At 66.1% G+C, this 16796-nt stretch carries 14 protein-coding genes; 4 read left to right on the forward strand and 10 right to left on the reverse strand.

Going from position 1 to position 16796, the window contains the following annotated elements:
- A partial coding sequence (locus D580_RS15090; RefSeq protein ID WP_018952900.1) for a transposase occupies window positions 1–574 on the forward strand: 574 nt, incomplete at its 5' end.
- A 130-nt stretch (window positions 575–704) separates the two neighbouring features.
- Here D580_RS15090 and D580_RS0102710 read toward each other — a convergent pair.
- The 4 genes from D580_RS0102710 to parE form a co-directional block, all read right to left on the reverse strand.
- Entirely contained in the window at window positions 705–1634 is a 930-nt protein-coding gene (locus D580_RS0102710) for an HAD family hydrolase (RefSeq protein ID WP_018952901.1), read from the reverse strand.
- Between the two features lie 157 nt (window positions 1635–1791).
- Complete coding sequence (locus D580_RS0102715) at window positions 1792–2118, reverse strand: DNA-binding protein (protein WP_018952902.1); 327 nt, start codon at window positions 2116–2118, stop codon at window positions 1792–1794.
- A gap of 11 nt (window positions 2119–2129) precedes the next feature.
- The gene (locus D580_RS0102720) at window positions 2130–2450 is read right to left on the reverse strand and encodes a type II toxin-antitoxin system RelE/ParE family toxin (protein WP_018952903.1); all 321 of its coding nucleotides are present in this window, start codon (window positions 2448–2450) and stop codon (window positions 2130–2132) included.
- Window positions 2451–2584: 134 nt separating this feature from the next.
- A complete protein-coding gene (gene parE / locus D580_RS0102725; RefSeq protein WP_018952904.1) occupies window positions 2585–4477 on the reverse strand; it encodes a DNA topoisomerase IV subunit B in 1893 nt (630 codons plus the stop codon).
- A gap of 170 nt (window positions 4478–4647) precedes the next feature.
- Here parE and D580_RS0102730 point away from each other — a divergent pair, with 170 nt between their 5' ends.
- Together D580_RS0102730 and trxA are read left to right on the forward strand one after the other, a co-directional pair.
- Window positions 4648–8049: a UvrD-helicase domain-containing protein gene (locus tag D580_RS0102730; protein WP_018952905.1), complete on the forward strand. Its 3402-nt coding sequence runs from the start codon at window positions 4648–4650 to the stop codon at window positions 8047–8049.
- Between the two features lie 163 nt (window positions 8050–8212).
- Window positions 8213–9073, forward strand: coding sequence for a thioredoxin (gene trxA, locus D580_RS0102735; RefSeq protein ID WP_018952906.1), 861 nt, complete (start codon window positions 8213–8215; stop codon window positions 9071–9073).
- Window positions 9074–9149: 76 nt separating this feature from the next.
- Here the strand turns inward: trxA and D580_RS0102740 are convergent, their stop codons facing one another.
- From D580_RS0102740 to D580_RS0102755, 4 genes are all read right to left on the reverse strand, one after another.
- A complete protein-coding gene (locus D580_RS0102740) occupies window positions 9150–9878 on the reverse strand; it encodes a DsbC family protein (protein ID WP_018952907.1) in 729 nt (242 codons plus the stop codon).
- A 147-nt stretch (window positions 9879–10025) separates the two neighbouring features.
- On the reverse strand, window positions 10026–10952 hold the full coding sequence (gene xerD, locus D580_RS0102745; RefSeq protein WP_018952908.1) for a site-specific tyrosine recombinase XerD: 927 nt from the start codon (window positions 10950–10952) through the stop codon (window positions 10026–10028).
- 124 nt (window positions 10953–11076) lie between these two features.
- Window positions 11077–11829, reverse strand: a complete 753-nt coding sequence (locus tag D580_RS0102750) for a slipin family protein (RefSeq protein WP_018952909.1) — start codon at window positions 11827–11829, stop codon at window positions 11077–11079.
- On the reverse strand, window positions 11826–13295 hold the full coding sequence (locus tag D580_RS0102755) for an NfeD family protein (protein ID WP_038043064.1): 1470 nt from the start codon (window positions 13293–13295) through the stop codon (window positions 11826–11828). The genes D580_RS0102750 and D580_RS0102755 overlap by 4 nt, the downstream gene beginning before the upstream one ends.
- Window positions 13296–13357: 62 nt before the next feature.
- Between D580_RS0102755 and mobA the strand changes: the two genes are divergently transcribed.
- On the forward strand, window positions 13358–13942 hold the full coding sequence (mobA, locus tag D580_RS0102760) for a molybdenum cofactor guanylyltransferase MobA (RefSeq protein ID WP_018952911.1): 585 nt from the start codon (window positions 13358–13360) through the stop codon (window positions 13940–13942).
- A gap of 79 nt (window positions 13943–14021) precedes the next feature.
- Here mobA and D580_RS0102765 read toward each other — a convergent pair whose 3' ends face one another.
- Together D580_RS0102765 and D580_RS0102770 are read right to left on the reverse strand one after the other, a co-directional pair.
- Window positions 14022–15350 carry a sigma-54-dependent transcriptional regulator gene (locus D580_RS0102765; RefSeq protein ID WP_018952912.1) on the reverse strand — a complete coding sequence of 443 codons (1329 nt, stop codon included), beginning with the start codon at window positions 15348–15350 and terminating at the stop codon, window positions 14022–14024.
- Entirely contained in the window at window positions 15347–16756 is a 1410-nt protein-coding gene (locus D580_RS0102770; RefSeq protein WP_231363481.1) for a sensor histidine kinase, read from the reverse strand. The genes D580_RS0102765 and D580_RS0102770 overlap by 4 nt, the downstream gene beginning before the upstream one ends.
- Between the last annotated feature and the right edge of the window lie 40 nt (window positions 16757–16796).

A 16796-nucleotide genomic window follows, 5' to 3' on the forward strand; every position in this document is an offset into this window, starting at 1 on the left:
CGGCTGGTGGGCGCTGGAGCCGGGCTTGGAGCTGACCGAGCTGCGCTATCGGGCCGCCGGCTGGGAATGTGAGCGACGCCTGATCGTGGTGCGCCAATCGGTCAAGCGCAAAACGGCGCCGGGCAAGACGCTGTCGCTGTTTGCGGATGACCCGGACATTCAGGGCTGGCGCTATGGCGCTTTCGTCACCAGCCTCGATCTGCCGATGGTGGAGGTCTGGCGCACTTACCGTGGGCGGGCGGACTGTGAGAATCGGATCAAGGAGCTGAAGGCGGATTTCGGTTTGGACGCGTTCAACATGCGGGACTTCTGGGCGACGGAAGCCGCCTTGAGCTTTGCGATGCTGGCCTACAACTTGATGAGCCTGTTTCGTCAGGCCGTGTTGCGTTCCCGAATCCAGCATACCCTCTCCACTCTGCATGGCCTGGTGTTGGCCATCGGCGGCTCTTGGCACCCGGATGTCAAACAGAACAAGCTGATGCTATCCGTACCCCGTCGAAAACGTGCTTGGTTCGCGGGTCTCTGGGCCAATGCATCCGCCCCGCCCGTCATTCATGGGCTGCATGCCGGCTAATGGACAATCTGGGTTGAAAAAAGAGAAACCGACTAAATCCTGTAGATCATGTGAATCCTGTCTGATGTTTTCCATTGGTCTCGCATCCTGTAAATCCTGAAAAATCCTGTTCATCCTGTCCATTAGGTGTTCAGTCCGACAAATGCCGCGGGGCCTTGCCGACCTTGTCGCCCAGGGCCCTTTCGCGGTCGGTGACGATGCGTTCGGCGATCTCGCGCACGGCGTCGGTGAGCCACATGTAGGTCTGGGAGCCTTCACGGTAGTCCGCCGGACCGAAGGCCTGCACGCGGCCCTGGCGCTGCAGCTCGTTCACCTGGCTGAATTCCTTGCGCTGGCCCGGGTTGTACACGCCGTAGGTCCGCCCGCCGTTGCGCTTGACCACGGAGAACACCGGCACGTCGGAGGGACCGTCGGCCACGTAGATCATGTTCTGGAACGGGATGCGCCGCTCCGCTTCCGGTACGGCCGCATTCACCTCGATCTGGTTCGGGTGCTTGTTCACACCCTTGTTGATCTCGAACACCGCGCGGGTCTTGGTGGTGTTGTCCAGCACGTAACCGATCTGTGAGATCACCGATGAATCCCCGTCCGGATCCTCCACGAACTCGCAACCCCAGACCCCGTCCAGGAAAGGCGCGATCGCACTGCCGCGGATGGTGCGCGTGAAGCCGGTGCTGACCACGTAGTGTTCCAGGGTGATGTCGTGGTGGGCGAAGCGCGGCTCGCGCTCCACCGCAGCCTTCAGTTCACCGAAGAAATCCGGCAGGCCCGGATAGAATTGCAGGCGCGCGCCCAGCTCGCCCAGCTTCTGGTTGCTCAGGTCCTTGAAGATGCCCCGGCGCACATAGGCCAGCACGTGGTTGAGGTAGTTCATCTCCCCGGAGACCTGCTCGGAACCACGCTTGCGGAAGACCTCGGCCAGTTCGTTCACCTCGGTCCAGAAGGCACGCTCGTCCACCCCGTATTCCTCGAACAGGGGCCGCTGCATGTACCCGGGGATCAGGGTCTTGTCGAAGTCCCAGACCACCGCGATGATCGTCTGGGTGAACAATGTGGTCATGTGCGTGCCCTCGCATGAGCGCGATGGAAAATCCAACGCAAAGACGCGAAGACGCAAAGGGCGCGAAGATTTCTGAAATTTTCATTCCCGATTTTTTGCGTCCTTGGCGTCTTTGCGCCTTTGCGTTGAAGGCCCTTCATACGTTGCGACTCATAAATCAGGCGGCCTCGGACTTCAAACGCACCTTCAGCTGCTGCCCTTCCTGTTCCTGCAGGACCCGCAGTATGGCGAACAGGTTCTCCGCCGTGGGATTTCCGGCCGGGCCCAGCATACGTTGCAGGCTTTTGGAAGAGCGTCCCAACTCCTTGCCCAATGCCTCGAACCCCAGGGTCGCGTTGACGTAGTCCCGAAGCAGGGACTTGCCGGAACCCAATTCACCGGCCAGAAGTTCATTGACCGCTTCAGTCAACAAGGCACGGCGATAGGCGGCATCCCGCCGGACACGGGCCTGCACCGTTTGCCTGAACTCCCGGGTGAGTGCCATGGATGAACCCCTCATAGTCGCTGTTTGTAAGCACGCCAGCAGGATTTGGCGGCCTCAATGTCCGTCTGCTGACCCTTCTTCGTTCCACCACCCAGCAGGATCACCAGCTCGGGGCCATCCAGCCCCAGATAGACCCTGTATCCGGGTCCGAAAGCGATGCGAAGCTCGTGGACCCCCTGGCCTACCGACTTGAGCCCCGAGACGTTGCCCTGCTCAAGGCGGGCCAGCGCCGTGGTGATCCGGGCAGCAGCCGGTGCATTGAGCCCATTGAACCAGCGCTCAAACGGCGCCCGACCCGCCGCGTCCACGAAGACGTCCAACTTCCTTGTCATCAGCACTCCTATGGTAACATATTAGTTACCATTTGTCCTCGTTCATTCTCCAGAAGCGAGGAGGTTTATTCGTTCCAGACTAAACCTTTGCGCTTCTTTGCGTCTTTGCGCCTTTGCGTTGAAGGCTTTTCAAGTCAAACCTCCACCTCGGCCAGATGCCCCTTTGTCTCCAGCCAGCTCTTGCGGTCGGCGGCGCGTTTCTTGGCCAGCAGCATGTCCAACAGGGTGTTGGTCTCGTCGCCCGCATCCACGGTGAGCTGCACCAGGCGGCGGGTGTCCGGGTCCATGGTGGTCTCGCGCAGCTGCAGGGGGTTCATCTCGCCCAGGCCCTTGAAACGGGTGACCGAGACCTTGCCCCGTTTCTTCTCCGCCTCGATGCGCTCCAGCACGCCCTGCTTCTCGTGTTCATCGAGGGCGTAGAAGACCTCCTTGCCCACGTCGATGCGAAACAGCGGCGGCATGGCCACGTACACGTGGCCCTTCTCCACCAGGGGCCGGAAGTGGCGCACGAACAGGGCACACAGCAGGGTGGCAATGTGGGCGCCGTCGGAGTCGGCGTCCGCCAGGATGCAGATCTTGCCGTAGCGCAGATCCTTGAGATCCATGTTGCCCGGCTCCACGCCCACGGCGACGCTGATGTCGTGGATCTCCTGGGAACCGAGCACCTGGTCAGCCTCCACCTCCCAGGCATTCAGGATCTTGCCGCGCAGGGGCATGATGGCTTGGAACTCCCGGTCCCGGGCCTGCTTGGCGGAGCCGCCGGCGGAATCGCCCTCCACCAGGAACAGCTCGGTGCGGGCGAGATCCTGGCTGGCACAGTCGGCCAGCTTGCCCGGCAGGGTCGGGCCCTGGGTGAGCTTCTTGCGCACCACCTTCTTGCCGGCGCGGGCGCGGCGCTGGGCGCTGTTGATGGCCAGTTCGGCGATGCGCTCGCCGGCCGCCGGGTGCTGGTTGAGCCACAGGCTGAAGGCGTCCTTGACCACCCCGGAGACGAACGGCGCCGCCTCCCGGGAGGAGAGACGTTCCTTGGTCTGACCGGCGAACTGGGGGTCCTGCATCTTGAAGGACAGGATGTAGGCCACCCGGTCCCAGACGTCCTCGGGGGTGAGCTTCACGCCCCGGGGCAGGAGGTTCCGGAACTCGCAGAACTCGCGCACCGCGTCGGTGAGCCCGGTGCGCAGGCCGTTCACGTGGGTCCCGCCCTGGGCCGTGGGGATCAGGTTCACGTAGCTCTCGGCCACGGCCTCGCCGCCCTCCGGCAGCCACACCACCGCCCAGTCGGCGGCCTCGGTCTGGCCCGCGATGGACCCCATGAAGGGCTCCTCGGGCACCCGCTCGAAGCCGTCCACCGCCTCCACCAGGTAGTCCCGCAGGCCCGCCTCGTAGCACCACTCCACCCGCTCGCCGGTGACCTCGTCGTAGAAGCTCACCGCAAGCCCGGGACACAGCACCGCCTTGGCGCGCAGGATGTGCTTGAGCCGCGGCACGGAGAACTTGGGGGAGTCGAAGTATTTCGGATCGGGCCAGAAGCGCACCGTGGTGCCGGTGTTGCGCCTGCCCACCTCGCCCACCACTTCCAGGTCGGTCTTCTTGTGGCCGTCGGCGAAGGCCATGTTGTATTCCTTGCCGTCGCGCTTGATCCACACCTCCAGGTGCCTGGAGAGCGCGTTGACCACCGAAACGCCCACCCCATGCAGGCCGCCGGAGAACTGGTAGTTCTTGCCGGAGAACTTGCCGCCCGCATGCAGGGTGGAGAGGATCACCTCCACGCCGGGACGCTTCTCCTTGGGGTGCATGTCCACAGGCATGCCACGCCCGTCATCGGCCACCGACAGCGAACCGTCCTTGTGCAACACCACGTCGATCTTCTTCGCGTGACCCGCGATGGCCTCGTCCACGGAGTTGTCGATCACCTCCTGGGCCAGGTGATTGGGCCGGGTGGTGTCCGTGTACATGCCCGGGCGCTTGCGCACCGGGTCGAGACCGGATAGGACTTCGATGTCAGCGGCGTTGTAGGAGTTGGTCATTGGATGTGTCTGGTTGAAACCCAAGATCATGGGGCTCCGGGAAAGCCCGGGCACAATATGAAGGTGATACAAGATACAAGATACAAGATACAAGAGGTAGGTCAGACCCCGCGCGAGACAGCTTTTTCTTGTATCTTGTATCTTGCCTCTTGTCTCTAGCGCTGTCCTTCATGCTTGCTACCGACCCCAGCCTCAACATCTCCGTCTTCGCCTCCGCCGGCTCCGGCAAGACCTACCTGCTGGTGACCCGCATCCTGCGTCTGCTGCTGGCCGGGGCCCGGCCCGACGGCATCCTGGCGGTGACCTTCACCCGCCTGGCGGCCGGCGAGATGCAGAGCCGGCTCACGGAACGGCTGCGGGAATGGCAGACGCTGGACGATGCGGCCTTGGACGGGGCACTGGCGGACATGGGTGTGAGCGTGGACGATGCCGTGCGGGAACGGGCCCGGCGGCTGTTCGAGCAGACCCTGCTGGCGGACCGCCCGGTGCGCACCACCACCTTCCATGCCTTCTGCCAGGACCTGCTGGCCCGTTTCCCCCTGGAGGCCCGGGTGCCGCCCGGGTTTGAACTGGCGGACAACGAGCGGGAGTTGCAGGACCGGGCCTGGGACGCCCTGGTGAGCGAGGCCACCCGGGCGCCGGACGCCCCTCTGGCGCAGGCCCTGGAGGCCCTGATCGGTGCACTCAACGGTGTGGACAGCGTGCGCAAGGCCCTGGACGGCTTCCTGTCCCACCGGGAGGACTGGTGGGCCTGGACGGAACACGAGGCCGATCCCCTCGCCTTCGCCCGGGCACGCATCACCGAGGCCCTGGCGGCGGACCCGGACGCCGACCCCCGGGCCGACTGCCTGGACCCGGCCACGCGCGCAGACCTGGCCGATCTCGCACAGCTGCTGGCGCGCAACACCAACACGGACAAGCCCCTCGGCCAGGCCCTGGCCGATGCCCTGGCCGTCGGGGATACCGGCGTCCTCTTCGATGCCGCCCGGGCCGCCCTGCTCACCCAGAAGAACACCCCCCGGGCCCGTAAGCAGAGCGCGGCCCAGGCCAAGCGCCTGGGCGGCGAGGCCGCCGAGGACCGCTTGCTGGAACTCCATGGCAGGCTTGGCGAACGCCTGCTGGCGGCCCTGGACGGGCTCGCCCGCCAGCACAGCCTGCGCCTCAACGGCGCCTGGTTCACCGCCGGCCTGCGCTATCTGGAACACTACCAGGCCCTCAAGGAGGAGTTGCGCACCCTGGACTTCACGGACCTGGAGTGGCGCGCCTACCAGCTGCTCAACCACGGCGATCATGCCCTGTGGGTGCAGTACCGCCTGGACAGCCGCATCGAGCACCTGCTCATCGACGAGTTCCAGGACACCAACCCCACCCAGTGGCGCCTGATCCTGCCCCTGCTGGAGGAACTGGCCGCCCACGGGGACCGCCAGGGCCGCAGCGTGTTCCTGGTGGGGGACACCAAGCAGTCCATCTACAGCTTCCGCCGCGCCGACCCCCGGCTGCAGGAGATCGCCGCCCGCTGGGTCGAGGAGCGGCTGAACGGCCGGCCCGAGACCCTGGACTGGTCCTGGCGCTCGAGCCCCGCGGTGATGGACTTCGTCAACCGGGTGTTCACCGCCTGCCCCGCCCTGCACGCAGCCCTGCCCGGCTTCCACCCCCACGACACCCACCTCAAGGACCTCTGGGGCCGGGTGGAGGTCTGGCCGCTGATCCAGGCGGACAAGGAAACCGAGGAGGACACGCCGGCATCCCAGGGCCTGCGCGACCCGCTCACCACCCCCCGACCCGACCCGGGCGAAAGCCTGCACGCCCGGGAGGGGGCGCGTATCGCCGCGCGCATCCGGGAGATGGTCGACGGCGGACAGGTGGTGGGCCGGGGCACGTCGGCCCGGCCCATGCATTTCGGCGACGTCACCATCCTGGTGCGCAACCGCACCCACGTGGGCGCCATCGAGGACGCTCTGCGGGATGCGGGCATCCCCTACCTGAGCGCCGCCCGGGGCGAACTGCTGGATCACTTGGAGGTGCGTGACCTGGAGGCCCTGCTGCGGGTGCTCATCACGCCCCATGACGACCTGGCCCTGGCCCAGGTGCTGCGCTCGCCCCTGTTCGACGTGACGCACCCGGAACTGGAGCGCCTGGCGGATGCCGGACCCGGTCCCTGGCACGAGCGCCTGGAGCGGCTGGCCCCGGAGCTGCCGCCCGGCAGCGCCCTGAAACGGGCGGCCGACAAACTCACCCGGTGGCGGGGATGGAGCGGCGCCCTGCCGGTGCACGACCTGCTGGACCGCATCTTCCTGGACGGCAACGTGCTCGCCCGTTACCAGGCCGGCAGCCGGGCGGACCGGGTGCCCACGGTGATGGCGAGCCTGATCCGCTTCCTGGAACTGGCCCTGGAGGTGGACAGCGGCCGCTACCCCAGCCTGGTGCATTTCCTGGCCCGGCTGCGGGGCCTGCGTGACCGGTCGGATGCGGCGCCCGACACCCCGCCGGTGCGCGGCGCCGAGCAGCGGGTACGCATCATGACCATCCACGCCTCCAAGGGCCTGGAGGCCCCGGTGATATTCCTGGCCGATGCCGCCGCCGTGCCCAGGGACCACAAGACCTACGAACCCCTGGTGCACTGGCCCGCCGGGGAACCCCGGCCCCGGCTCATGCAGCTGCTGCCCAAGAGCGATGACGTGGACAGCCTCACCCGGCAGGCACTGGCGCATCACCAGACCGCCCGCGAGCGGGAGGAGGCCAACCTGCTCTACGTGGCCCTGACCCGGGCCCGGCAGGTCCTGATCGTCAGCGCCAGCGCCCGCGGCAAGGGCGACGGCGGCTGGTACGGCCGCATTCGCGAGGCCATTGCCCCGGAGGCGGTCAGCGAAGAGCTGGATACGGGTGTGCCCGGCCGCTTCGCGGAGGACGGCAGCTGGGTGCACGAGGTCGGCACGCCGCCCGTGGCCGCGGAGCAGGCGGCCGCGACACCGCCGCCGGTGCAGGTCCCCGAGGGCCTCAACCGGCGCCTGGATTGCGCCGCGCCGGAACGGGAGATCGCCCCCAGCCGGGCGGCCGCGGGCTATGCCGAGGGGGAACGGGAGGATGGTGACGAGGACGCCCGCCTGCGGGGCGTGGGCATTCACCGCTTGCTGGAATGGCTGGCAGGAGGCACGCGGGACAGCGACGCGTCCCTGATCCGGCGCCTGGCCGCCGAACTGGGCCTGGACCCCGGGCATCCCGATCTGGGGGAATGGCTTGCCGAGGCCCGCGCGGTGCTGGCCGAGCCCGGCCTCGCGGCGGTGTTCGGCCCCGCGCCCGACTGTGTCGATTACTGCGAGGTCCCCCTGCAGTACACCGCCGCCGACGGACGCACCGTGTATGGCATCATCGACCGCCTGCGGGTGGGCCCCGAGCGCATCCTGCTCGTCGACTACAAGACCCACCGGGTGGCCGACCAGGCCGCCGCCCGGCAGGTGGCCGAGGCCTATGCCGCCCCCATGGCGCTGTACGCCGAGGGCGTGCGCAGGCTCTGGCCCGGCAGGACGGTGGAGGCCCGGCTGCTGTTCACCCACCTGCGGGCGCTCGTATGAGCGAATTCAATATTCAAGATTCAAAATTCAAAGGGAACACGGCTGTAGACGACTTGGCCCATCGCCCCTTTGAATTTTGAATCTTGAATATTGAATCATCCCTCACCCGTCCCAATCTATCCGGATTGACCCACTTCATCCCGAACCCGGAGGAACCACCCCCATGTCCGACTCCCCTTACATCTTCGACGTCACCCAGGCCAACTTCGACCAGGTGGTGCTGGAGGGTTCACGGGAACGGCCGGTGCTGGTGGACTTCTGGGCCGCCTGGTGCCAGCCCTGCCAGATGCTCATGCCGGTGCTGGCGAAGCTGGCCGAGGCCTACGGTGGACGCTTCATCCTGGCCAAGGTCAATTCCGACGAGCAACAGGCCCTGGCGAGCCGCTACGGCATCCGCAGCCTGCCCACGGTGATGCTGTTCCGCCACGGCAAGCCCGTGGACCAGTTCATGGGGGTGCAGCCGGAATCCACCATCCGCGCCCTGCTGGAAAAGCACCTGCCCCGCCCCTCGGACAAGCAGCGCGCGACCGCCCAGGCCCAGCTGGCGGCCGGTGATGCCCAGGGTGCGCTCGCGACCCTTCAGGCGGCCCTGGCAGAGGACGCGGACAACCAGGCCATCAAGATCGACATCGCCCGGGCCCTGATGGCCCTGGGACGGGCCGACGAGGCGGACGAGACCCTGAAGACCCTGCCCATGGACCTGCACCAGGAGGAGGAGGTCCAGCGCCTGGAGGCGTTGGTGCAGTTCGCCCGGGTGGCGGCACGGGGCGAGGAATTGCAGACACTGGAGGCGCAGGTCGAGGCCGGCGACAACCCGGAGGCCCTGCACCGGGTGGCGGCGGCCAGGATCCTCTCGGAAGACTACGAGGCGGCGCTGTCCCTGCTGCTCAAGCTCATGCAGAAACACCGCAAGTACGCCGACGAGGCCGGCCACAAGGGCCTGCTGGCCGCCTTCGAACTGCTGGGCGCCCAGCACCCGCTGGTGAAGGAATACCGGAGGAAGATGGTGAGCCTGCTCTATTGAGCAGGCGTGAGGGGTGAGGTGCCCGGGGTGAGGCGTGCCGGGTTGATTTCACGCCTTTCACCTCACACCTCCCGCATCACCGGCCGTTCTTGACCTGCTCCAGGATCGCCGCCAGCTCGTTGGCCGGGCGGTAGCCGGGCAGCATCTGGCCGCCTTCCAGGACGATGGCCGGGGTACCCTGCACGCCGACCTGTTCACCCAGGAGCATGTGGGCCTGCACCGGGTTGTCGCAGTTCTTCACCGGGATGTCCCTGCCCAGCTTGGCCTCGTCCATGGCGTGGTTGCGGTCGTCGGCACACCAGATGCCCACCGCCTTGCGGTAGCTGGGGGAGTCCACACCGGTGCGCGGGAACAGCAGGTAGCGCACCTTGATGCCCAGGTCGTTGATCTGCTCCATCTCCGCGTGCATGCGGCGGCAGAAGGTGCAGTCGGCATCGGTGAACACCGTGATGGTGTGTTTCACCTCGCCCTTGGGGGCGTAGACCACCATGCGGGACTCGTCCTGGGCCTCCATCACCACCTTGCGGGCCTCGGTCCGGCTGGCCTCGGTGAGGTTGGTGCGGCTGGCCATCTCCACCAGGTTGCCCTGCAGGACGTACTGGCCATCGCCGGTGGCATAGAAGATCTGGGTGCCATAGCGGATCTCGTAGAGGCCGGGCACCGGGCTTTCCAGCACGGCATCGGCGGTGACACCGGGGATCAGGTCCTTGAGGCGCTCCTGCGCAGTCTGGGCCAGGGCGGCATGGGACACCACGGCCAGGGACAGGGCCACGGCCGGCAAGCGTTTGGACAGGGTCTTGAGCATGAAATGAAACCTTGAGTGGGGGTCAAAAAGAGGATCGGATGCGTATAAGACGCGCCATGATGACAAAAATTCACTCCGAAGTGAGAAGTGCGAATTGAGAAGTGGGAAATAGGCCCAACTTCTCACTTCCCAATTCACACTTCCCACTTATCCTCTCGGGTGGTGTTTGCCGTGCAGCTCCTTGAGCCTTGCCCGGGCCACGTGGGTGTAGATCTGGGTGGTGGAGAGGTCGCTGTGACCGAGCAGCATCTGCACCACGCGCAGGTCGGCGCCGTGGTTGAGCAGGTGGGTGGCGAAGGCGTGGCGCAGGGTATGGGGGGAGAGGTGCTTGTGAATGCCGGCCTGGGCGGCGTAGCGGCGCAGCAGGTGCCAGAAGGCCTGACGGGTCATGGCCCCGCCCCGGCGGGTGACGAACAGGTCGTCACTGGCCCCCTGCCCTGCCAGCAACGCCGGGCGGGCAGCACCGAGGTAACGCTCCACCCAGAGGGAGGCCTCCTCGCCCAGGGGCACCAGGCGCTCCTTGCTGCCCTTGCCCAGGGTGCGCACCACCCCGTGGCGCAGGTTCACCTGGTCCACCCTGAGCCCAACCAGCTCCGAGACCCGAAGCCCGGTGGCGTAGAGCAGTTCGAGCATGGCCCGGTCGCGCAACCCCAGGTCGGTGCCGGTATCCGGCGCTGCCAGCAGGGCCTCCACGTCCGCCTCGCTCAGGGTGTCCGGCAGGGGCCGGCCCAGCTTGGGGGAATCGATCTGGGCGGTGGGGTCGTCCTGGCGCCGCCCGTCGCGCACCTGGTGGCGGTAAAAACGCCTCAGGCTGGACAGCAGCCGCGCCGTGGACCGGGGCCGGGCGCCACCGGCCACCCGGTGTGACAGGTAGGCCAGCAGGTCGCCACGGTCCGCCTGCTCCACCCGCTTGCCCCGGGGCCCCAGCCAGCGGGCCAGGGCCATGAGATCTGCCCGGTAGGCGGCCAGGGTGTGATCGCTCAGGCCGTGCTCCGCCCAGATGGCGTCGAGGAAGGCGTCGATGGCGGCCGTGGATGGATCGGCGATCTTTCCGGCCGTTGGGGCTGAGTTCACGTACGCTGGCGAGGGTTTGAGTGTGAGGCGTTAGGGGATAGGCGTGCTGAACCACCCTCACCCCGGCCCTCTCCCTGAGGGAGAGGGAGGTATCCTTGTCGCCTCCCGCCTGTCCCCTCACCCCTCACGATTTCTTGCCCAGCACCTTGAATATGTCCCCCAACTCCATGGGCAGCGGGAAGAACACCGTGGAGGAGCCGGTCTTGGTGGACATGTCGCTCATGGTCTGCAGGTAACGCAGCTGCAGCGCGGTGGGGTTCTGGCTAATGATCTGGGCGGCCTCGGAAAGCTTCTCGGCGGCCTGCAGTTCGCCCTCGGCATGGATCACCTTGGCGCGACGTTCACGCTCGGCCTCGGCCTGGCGGGCGATGGCGCGGATCATGCTCTCGTTGAGGTCCACGTGTTTGATCTCCACGTTGGTGACCTTGATGCCCCAAGCGTCGGTCTGGGCATCCAGGATGTCCTGGATGTCCTGATTCAGCTTGTCCCGTTCGGAAAGCATCTCATCCAGATCGTGCTTGCCGAGCACCGAACGCAGGGTGGTCTGGGCCAGCTGGCTGGTGGCGGCATAGTAGTCCTCCACCTGGATGATGGCCTTTGCCGGATCGATGACCCGGAAGTACAGCACCGCGTTGACCCGCACGGTCACGTTGTCCTGGGAGATCACGTCCTGGCTGGGCACGTCCAGGGTGATGATGCGCAGGTCCACCCGCACCATCTGCTGGATGCCCGGGATGACGATGATCAGGCCCGGCCCCTTCACACCCTGAAACCGTCCCAGGAAAAAGATCACGCCACGCTCGTACTCCGGAAGGATCCGGATGGACATGACCAGCAGGCCCAGTACCAGGGCCAGGGGTACCAGATAGGCAATCATGTGGCAGCTCCTTTGTGGGTTTCAGTGTGTTCGGTGATCGGTTCGACTTTCAGCTGCAGGCCCTTCATGCCGATGACCCGCACCGCATCGCCCTTGCTGACGGGCAGAGCAGATTCGGCGGACCAGGACTCGCTGTGCAGCCAGACGCGGCCGCGGTTGGCGGAAAATTCCTCCAGGGCCGTGCCTTCCATGCCGATCAGTTCTTCCTGCCCCGTCTCGACCTTGCGCCGGCGGATACGTACCAGGCGGCTCAGCACCCAGATGAAGAAGGCGGCGGAGACCAGGGCCGTGCCGCCGATCAGGGGTATGGAGATGTTGAGTGTTGCCTCGTCCATCAGAATGATCGATCCCACCACGAAGGCGGCGATGCCGCCGAATCCGAGTATGCCGAAACTGGGCACGAAGGCCTCGGCGATCATCAATACGACGCCGAGGATGATGAGCGCAAGGCCTGCATAGTTGATGGGCAGCACCTGGAAGGCGTAGAGCGCCAGCACCAGGCAGATGGCACCCACCACGCCGGGAAAGATGTTGCCGGGATTGGCCAGCTCGAAGATGATGCCGTAGATGCCTACCATCATCAGGATGTAGGCGATGTTGGGGTTGGTGATCACCGACAACAGGCGGCTGCGCCAGTCGGGCTCCACCTGGATCACCTGCAGGTTTTCCGTATTCAGCACCCGGGTGCCCACGTCCATCTTCACGGTGCGGCCGTGGATCTGCTTGAGCAGGTCCTCCACGCTCTCGGCCACCACGTCGATGACATTGAGTGCCAGGGCCTCGGAGTAGGTCAGGTTGACGGCCTCGCGCACCGCCTGCTCGGCCCACTCGGCGTTTCGCCCGTGGCGCTCCGCCAGTCCCTTGATGTAGGCCACGGCGTCTTCCAGCACCTTGCGCTCCATGGGGCTGGTGCCGCGCCGGGGCTCCGCGGGTCTTTCCTCGGCGGCATCGTCTGCCTCGGCCTCCTTGTCCCTGGTCTCCTTGTCGTCCCTGTCGCGACTCCTGTCATCGCGCGGCGGCTGCTCGTCGGGCATGCCGGGCATACCGCCGATGGCCACCGGGGTGGCGGAACCCAGGTTGGTGGCGGGCGCCATGGCAGCGATGTGGCTGGCGTAGAGGATGTAGGTGCCCGCACTGGCGGCGCGGGAGCCGGCGGGGGCCACGTAGGTGGCCACGGGCACCGGGGATGACAGGATCTCCTTGATCATCTCGCGCATGGCGGTGTCCAGACCGCCCGGCGTGTCCATGCGCAGGATCACCAGTTCGGCGCCCTCGTCCCGGGCCTGCTTCAGACCACGCACGACATAGTCGCTGGTGGCCGGGCCGATGGCCCCGTCGATGTCCAGCAGCAGCGCGGTGCGCTGGCGATCCTCGCCAGTGGCGGCAAACGCAAGCACCGCCCCCAGGATGAGCAACAGGGCCCAGACCCCCAGGCGGAACATCCGTGCGTATCGATTGGCACCCATGGCAGTTATCATAGCATCCCCTCCGTGAACCACTTCTGACCATGTCTGCAGAGAATCATTCCATGTCCGACATCACCGGCGCCATCCTGGCCGGCGGCCGGGGCATGCGCATGGGTGGGGAAGACAAGGGTCTGCTGATGCTCAGGGAAAGACCCCTGGCGGAATACGTGATCAAGGCCCTGAAACCCCAGGTCACGAAGCTGATCATCAACGCCAACCGCAACCGCGAGCGCTACGCGGCGTTCGGATATCCGGTGGTGACGGATCACCACGACGACTATCCCGGCCCCCTGGCGGGCATGGCCGCCGCCCTGCGTCACGCTGCCACGGACTGGGTGCAATGCGTGCCCTGCGACACGCCGGACCTGCCGGCAGACCTGGTGCGGCGCCTGAGCGCCGCGCTGGCGGATCACCAAGCCCGCATCGCCCTGCCCTTCGACGGTGAGCGCATCCAGCCCCTGTTCGCGCTGATCCACCGCAGCTTGCTGCCGGAACTGGACGCCGACATCGCCGCCGGTCGCCTGGCGGTGGGCCGCTGGATGCGGGATCACCCCCACGTGGAAGTGGACTTTTCCGATTGCCCCGAGGCCTTCGCCAACCTCAACACGCCCGAGGAGCTGGCGGCGCATCAGTCTTGTGGTGATTAGTCAGTTGTCAGTTGTTGGAAAAGCCTTTGATAGCCCCTCTGCCGGATTCAGACTCCGACCACTGACAACTGACAATTGACTAATCAGACATCCCAAGGCGCTTCATGCGCTCCCAGAGATTCTTGCGGCTGATGCCCAGGTTGGCCGCGGTATGGCCGATGTGGCCGTCGTGCAGGTCCAGGGCTCGGCGGATGTAGCTCTCCTCGCAGGCGCGCAGATAATGACTGAGCCGGGCGGCACCCTCGTCGTCGGCCTCGGCGTGCTCCCCGGGTTCGTCGAACAGGGCCTCGGCCTGCAGCAGCGGGCCTGGGCTCAGGATGCAGGCGCGCTCGATGGCGTGCTTGAGTTCGCGGATGTTGCCGGGCCAGGGGTGACGCAGAAGGGCCTGTTCTGCACTGGCGGACAACTGCTTGCGAGGCTCGCCCTGTACCCTTGCATGCTCGTCCAGGAACTGGCGCACCAGCCAGGGGATGTCCTCGCGTCGCTCCCGCAGCGGCGGGATGCGCAGGTGGATCACGTGAATGCGGTAGTAGAGGTCCTCGCGGAAGCTGCCTTCCTTGACCATCTCCAGCAGATCCCGGTGGGTGGCACAGATCAGCCGCAACTGCACCGGGATGGGCCGCTCGCCGCCCACGCGCACGATCTGGCGTTCCTGGATGGCACGCAGCAGCTTCACCTGCATCACCATGGGCATGTCGCCCACCTCGTCCAGGAACAGGGTGCCGCCATGGGCCTGCTCGAACACACCGGCCCGGGAGCGCACCGCGCCGGTGAAGGCACCCTTCTCGTGGCCGAACAGTTCCGCCTCCAGCAGGGTCTCGGTGAGCCCGCCGCAGTTGACCGCCACGAAGGGCTTGCCGGCATTGGCAGGATCCGCCCGGTGCAGCGCCCGGGCCACCGCCTCCTTGCCCGCACCGGACTCGCCGGTGATCAGTATCGTGCCCGCCTGGGCGGCGAGACGCGGCAGCAGGGCCTCGATGCGCCGCATGGCGGGCGAGACCCCGAGAGAGCCGGAGCGAAGCCCCTCCCCTTCACCGTTGCGGGAAACCAGTTCCCAGAGCTTGTCCACCAGCTGGTCCAGGTCGAAGGGCTTGGTGATGTAGTCGGTGGCGCCCCGCTTGAGCAGGGCCACCGCCCGGTCCACGGCCCCGTAGCCTGTGATGAACAGCCAGGGGCAGCTCACCTTGCCCACGGCCATGAGTTCGTCGAACAAGGCATCGCCGTCGCCATCGGGCAGCCGGATATCGCTGATCACCACGTCGTGCTCGCTCCCGGCAAGCCGGGTGCGTGCCTCGCGGACACTGCGACACCAGGTGACCTCGAAGCCTTCCAGGCTGAAACGGTCATGCAGGGATTCGCCCATGATGGGATCGTCTTCCACCAGACACATGCGCGGCTTGAGACTCATGCCGCCTCCCGATCACGCAGGGGCAGGACCACACGAAAGAGGGTCCGGTGCTCGCTGCTTTCCACCTCGATGCGCCCATCCATCTGCTGCACCAGCTGGTAAGTGACCCAGAGACCGAGTCCGTGTCCACGCCCGGATGAGCCGGAGAAGGGTTCGAACAGGTGCGCCATCTTCTCCGCGGGGATCGGGTCGCCGTGATTGATCACTTCCACACACAGGCCCTGCCGGGTCACCCCCAGATCACAGCTCACCCGTCCCCCGGGGTGACTGGCCTGAAGGGCGTTGAGCAGAAGATTGAGCATGATCTGGCGCACCTGGGTGGACGGCAGAGCGACGGGCTCCACCAGCCGGACCGCCCAGTCCAGCTCCAGGGACTTGGCATGCACGTCGGGCAGGATGAGCGTGTGGATATCGTGGATGTCCTGGGGCGTCAGCGCGTGGCTTTCCAGACGCGTCTCCACCAACAAGGCGCCGACCGTTTCCTTGATCTGCAACAGGCCACGCTCCAGCAGTGACAGGGTGCGCGCGGTGATCGCATCGGGTGTGCCATGACGTCGATGCGTGCTCAGGGCATTGAGCATGCCGCCCAGGGGATTGTTGATCTCGTGGGCGATGCCGGCAGTCAGGCGCCCCACTGCGGCCAGGCGTTCGGAGGCCATGACGCCGCGCTCGAGTTGTTCCTTCTCGCGAAGATCCTCCAGCATGCGGCGGAACCGGGCGGACAGCAGTCCGATCTCGTCACCACCATCGTACAGATCGCATTGTATGTCGTCTGGGGGCTCACTACCCACGCGGGCCATGCAGGTGGACAGTTTCACCATGGGATCCGTCATGCGCTTGCCCCAGAACCAGCCCAGGGGAAGCAGGACGGCGAGCACGAACAGGGTGGCCAGAATCACCCGCTCCACCGTGTCCAGAAAACGGGGCAGCAGCAAGGCCCGCGCATAGCTCAGGATCAGGGTACCCATGGGACTGCCATCCTCGGCCAGGATAGGGACCACCATGACGAAACGAGCCGGGTCCACCCCCTCGGCCAGGTACGGGGAATCCCCCTGCCTGGTCCCGATCAGCGCTTGCAGCCGGCTGTAGGATTCACCCAACTCCTCGAGCGGCGTCAGCATGGGATGGGCCGATGGTTGGGATGACACAAAAATCGACCCTGAACGATCCAGCACCATGATCAGACGTTCATGGCCGTCGTCCGCCAGGCTGCGCTCAAGGGGTGTCATGATGGTCTCGTAGGCCTGCCAGACCTCGTCCCGGGTCAGGGCCGGGCGCAGGGTGCGGGCCAGCACCTTGCCCAGGTTCAGGGTATTGTCGATGAGATCCTGACGGCTGTCCTGGTAGGCACGCACCAGCAGCACACTGGACAGGATCACCGCCGTGAGGATGATGACCAGGACCACACTCAAGGGCGTCTTGACTCGATAGCTGATGTCCCGCAAG

The sequence above is a fragment of the Thioalkalivibrio sulfidiphilus genome (assembly GCF_000377945.1).
In the GTDB taxonomy this organism is placed as follows: domain Bacteria; phylum Pseudomonadota; class Gammaproteobacteria; order Ectothiorhodospirales; family Ectothiorhodospiraceae; genus Thioalkalivibrio_A; species Thioalkalivibrio_A sulfidiphilus_A.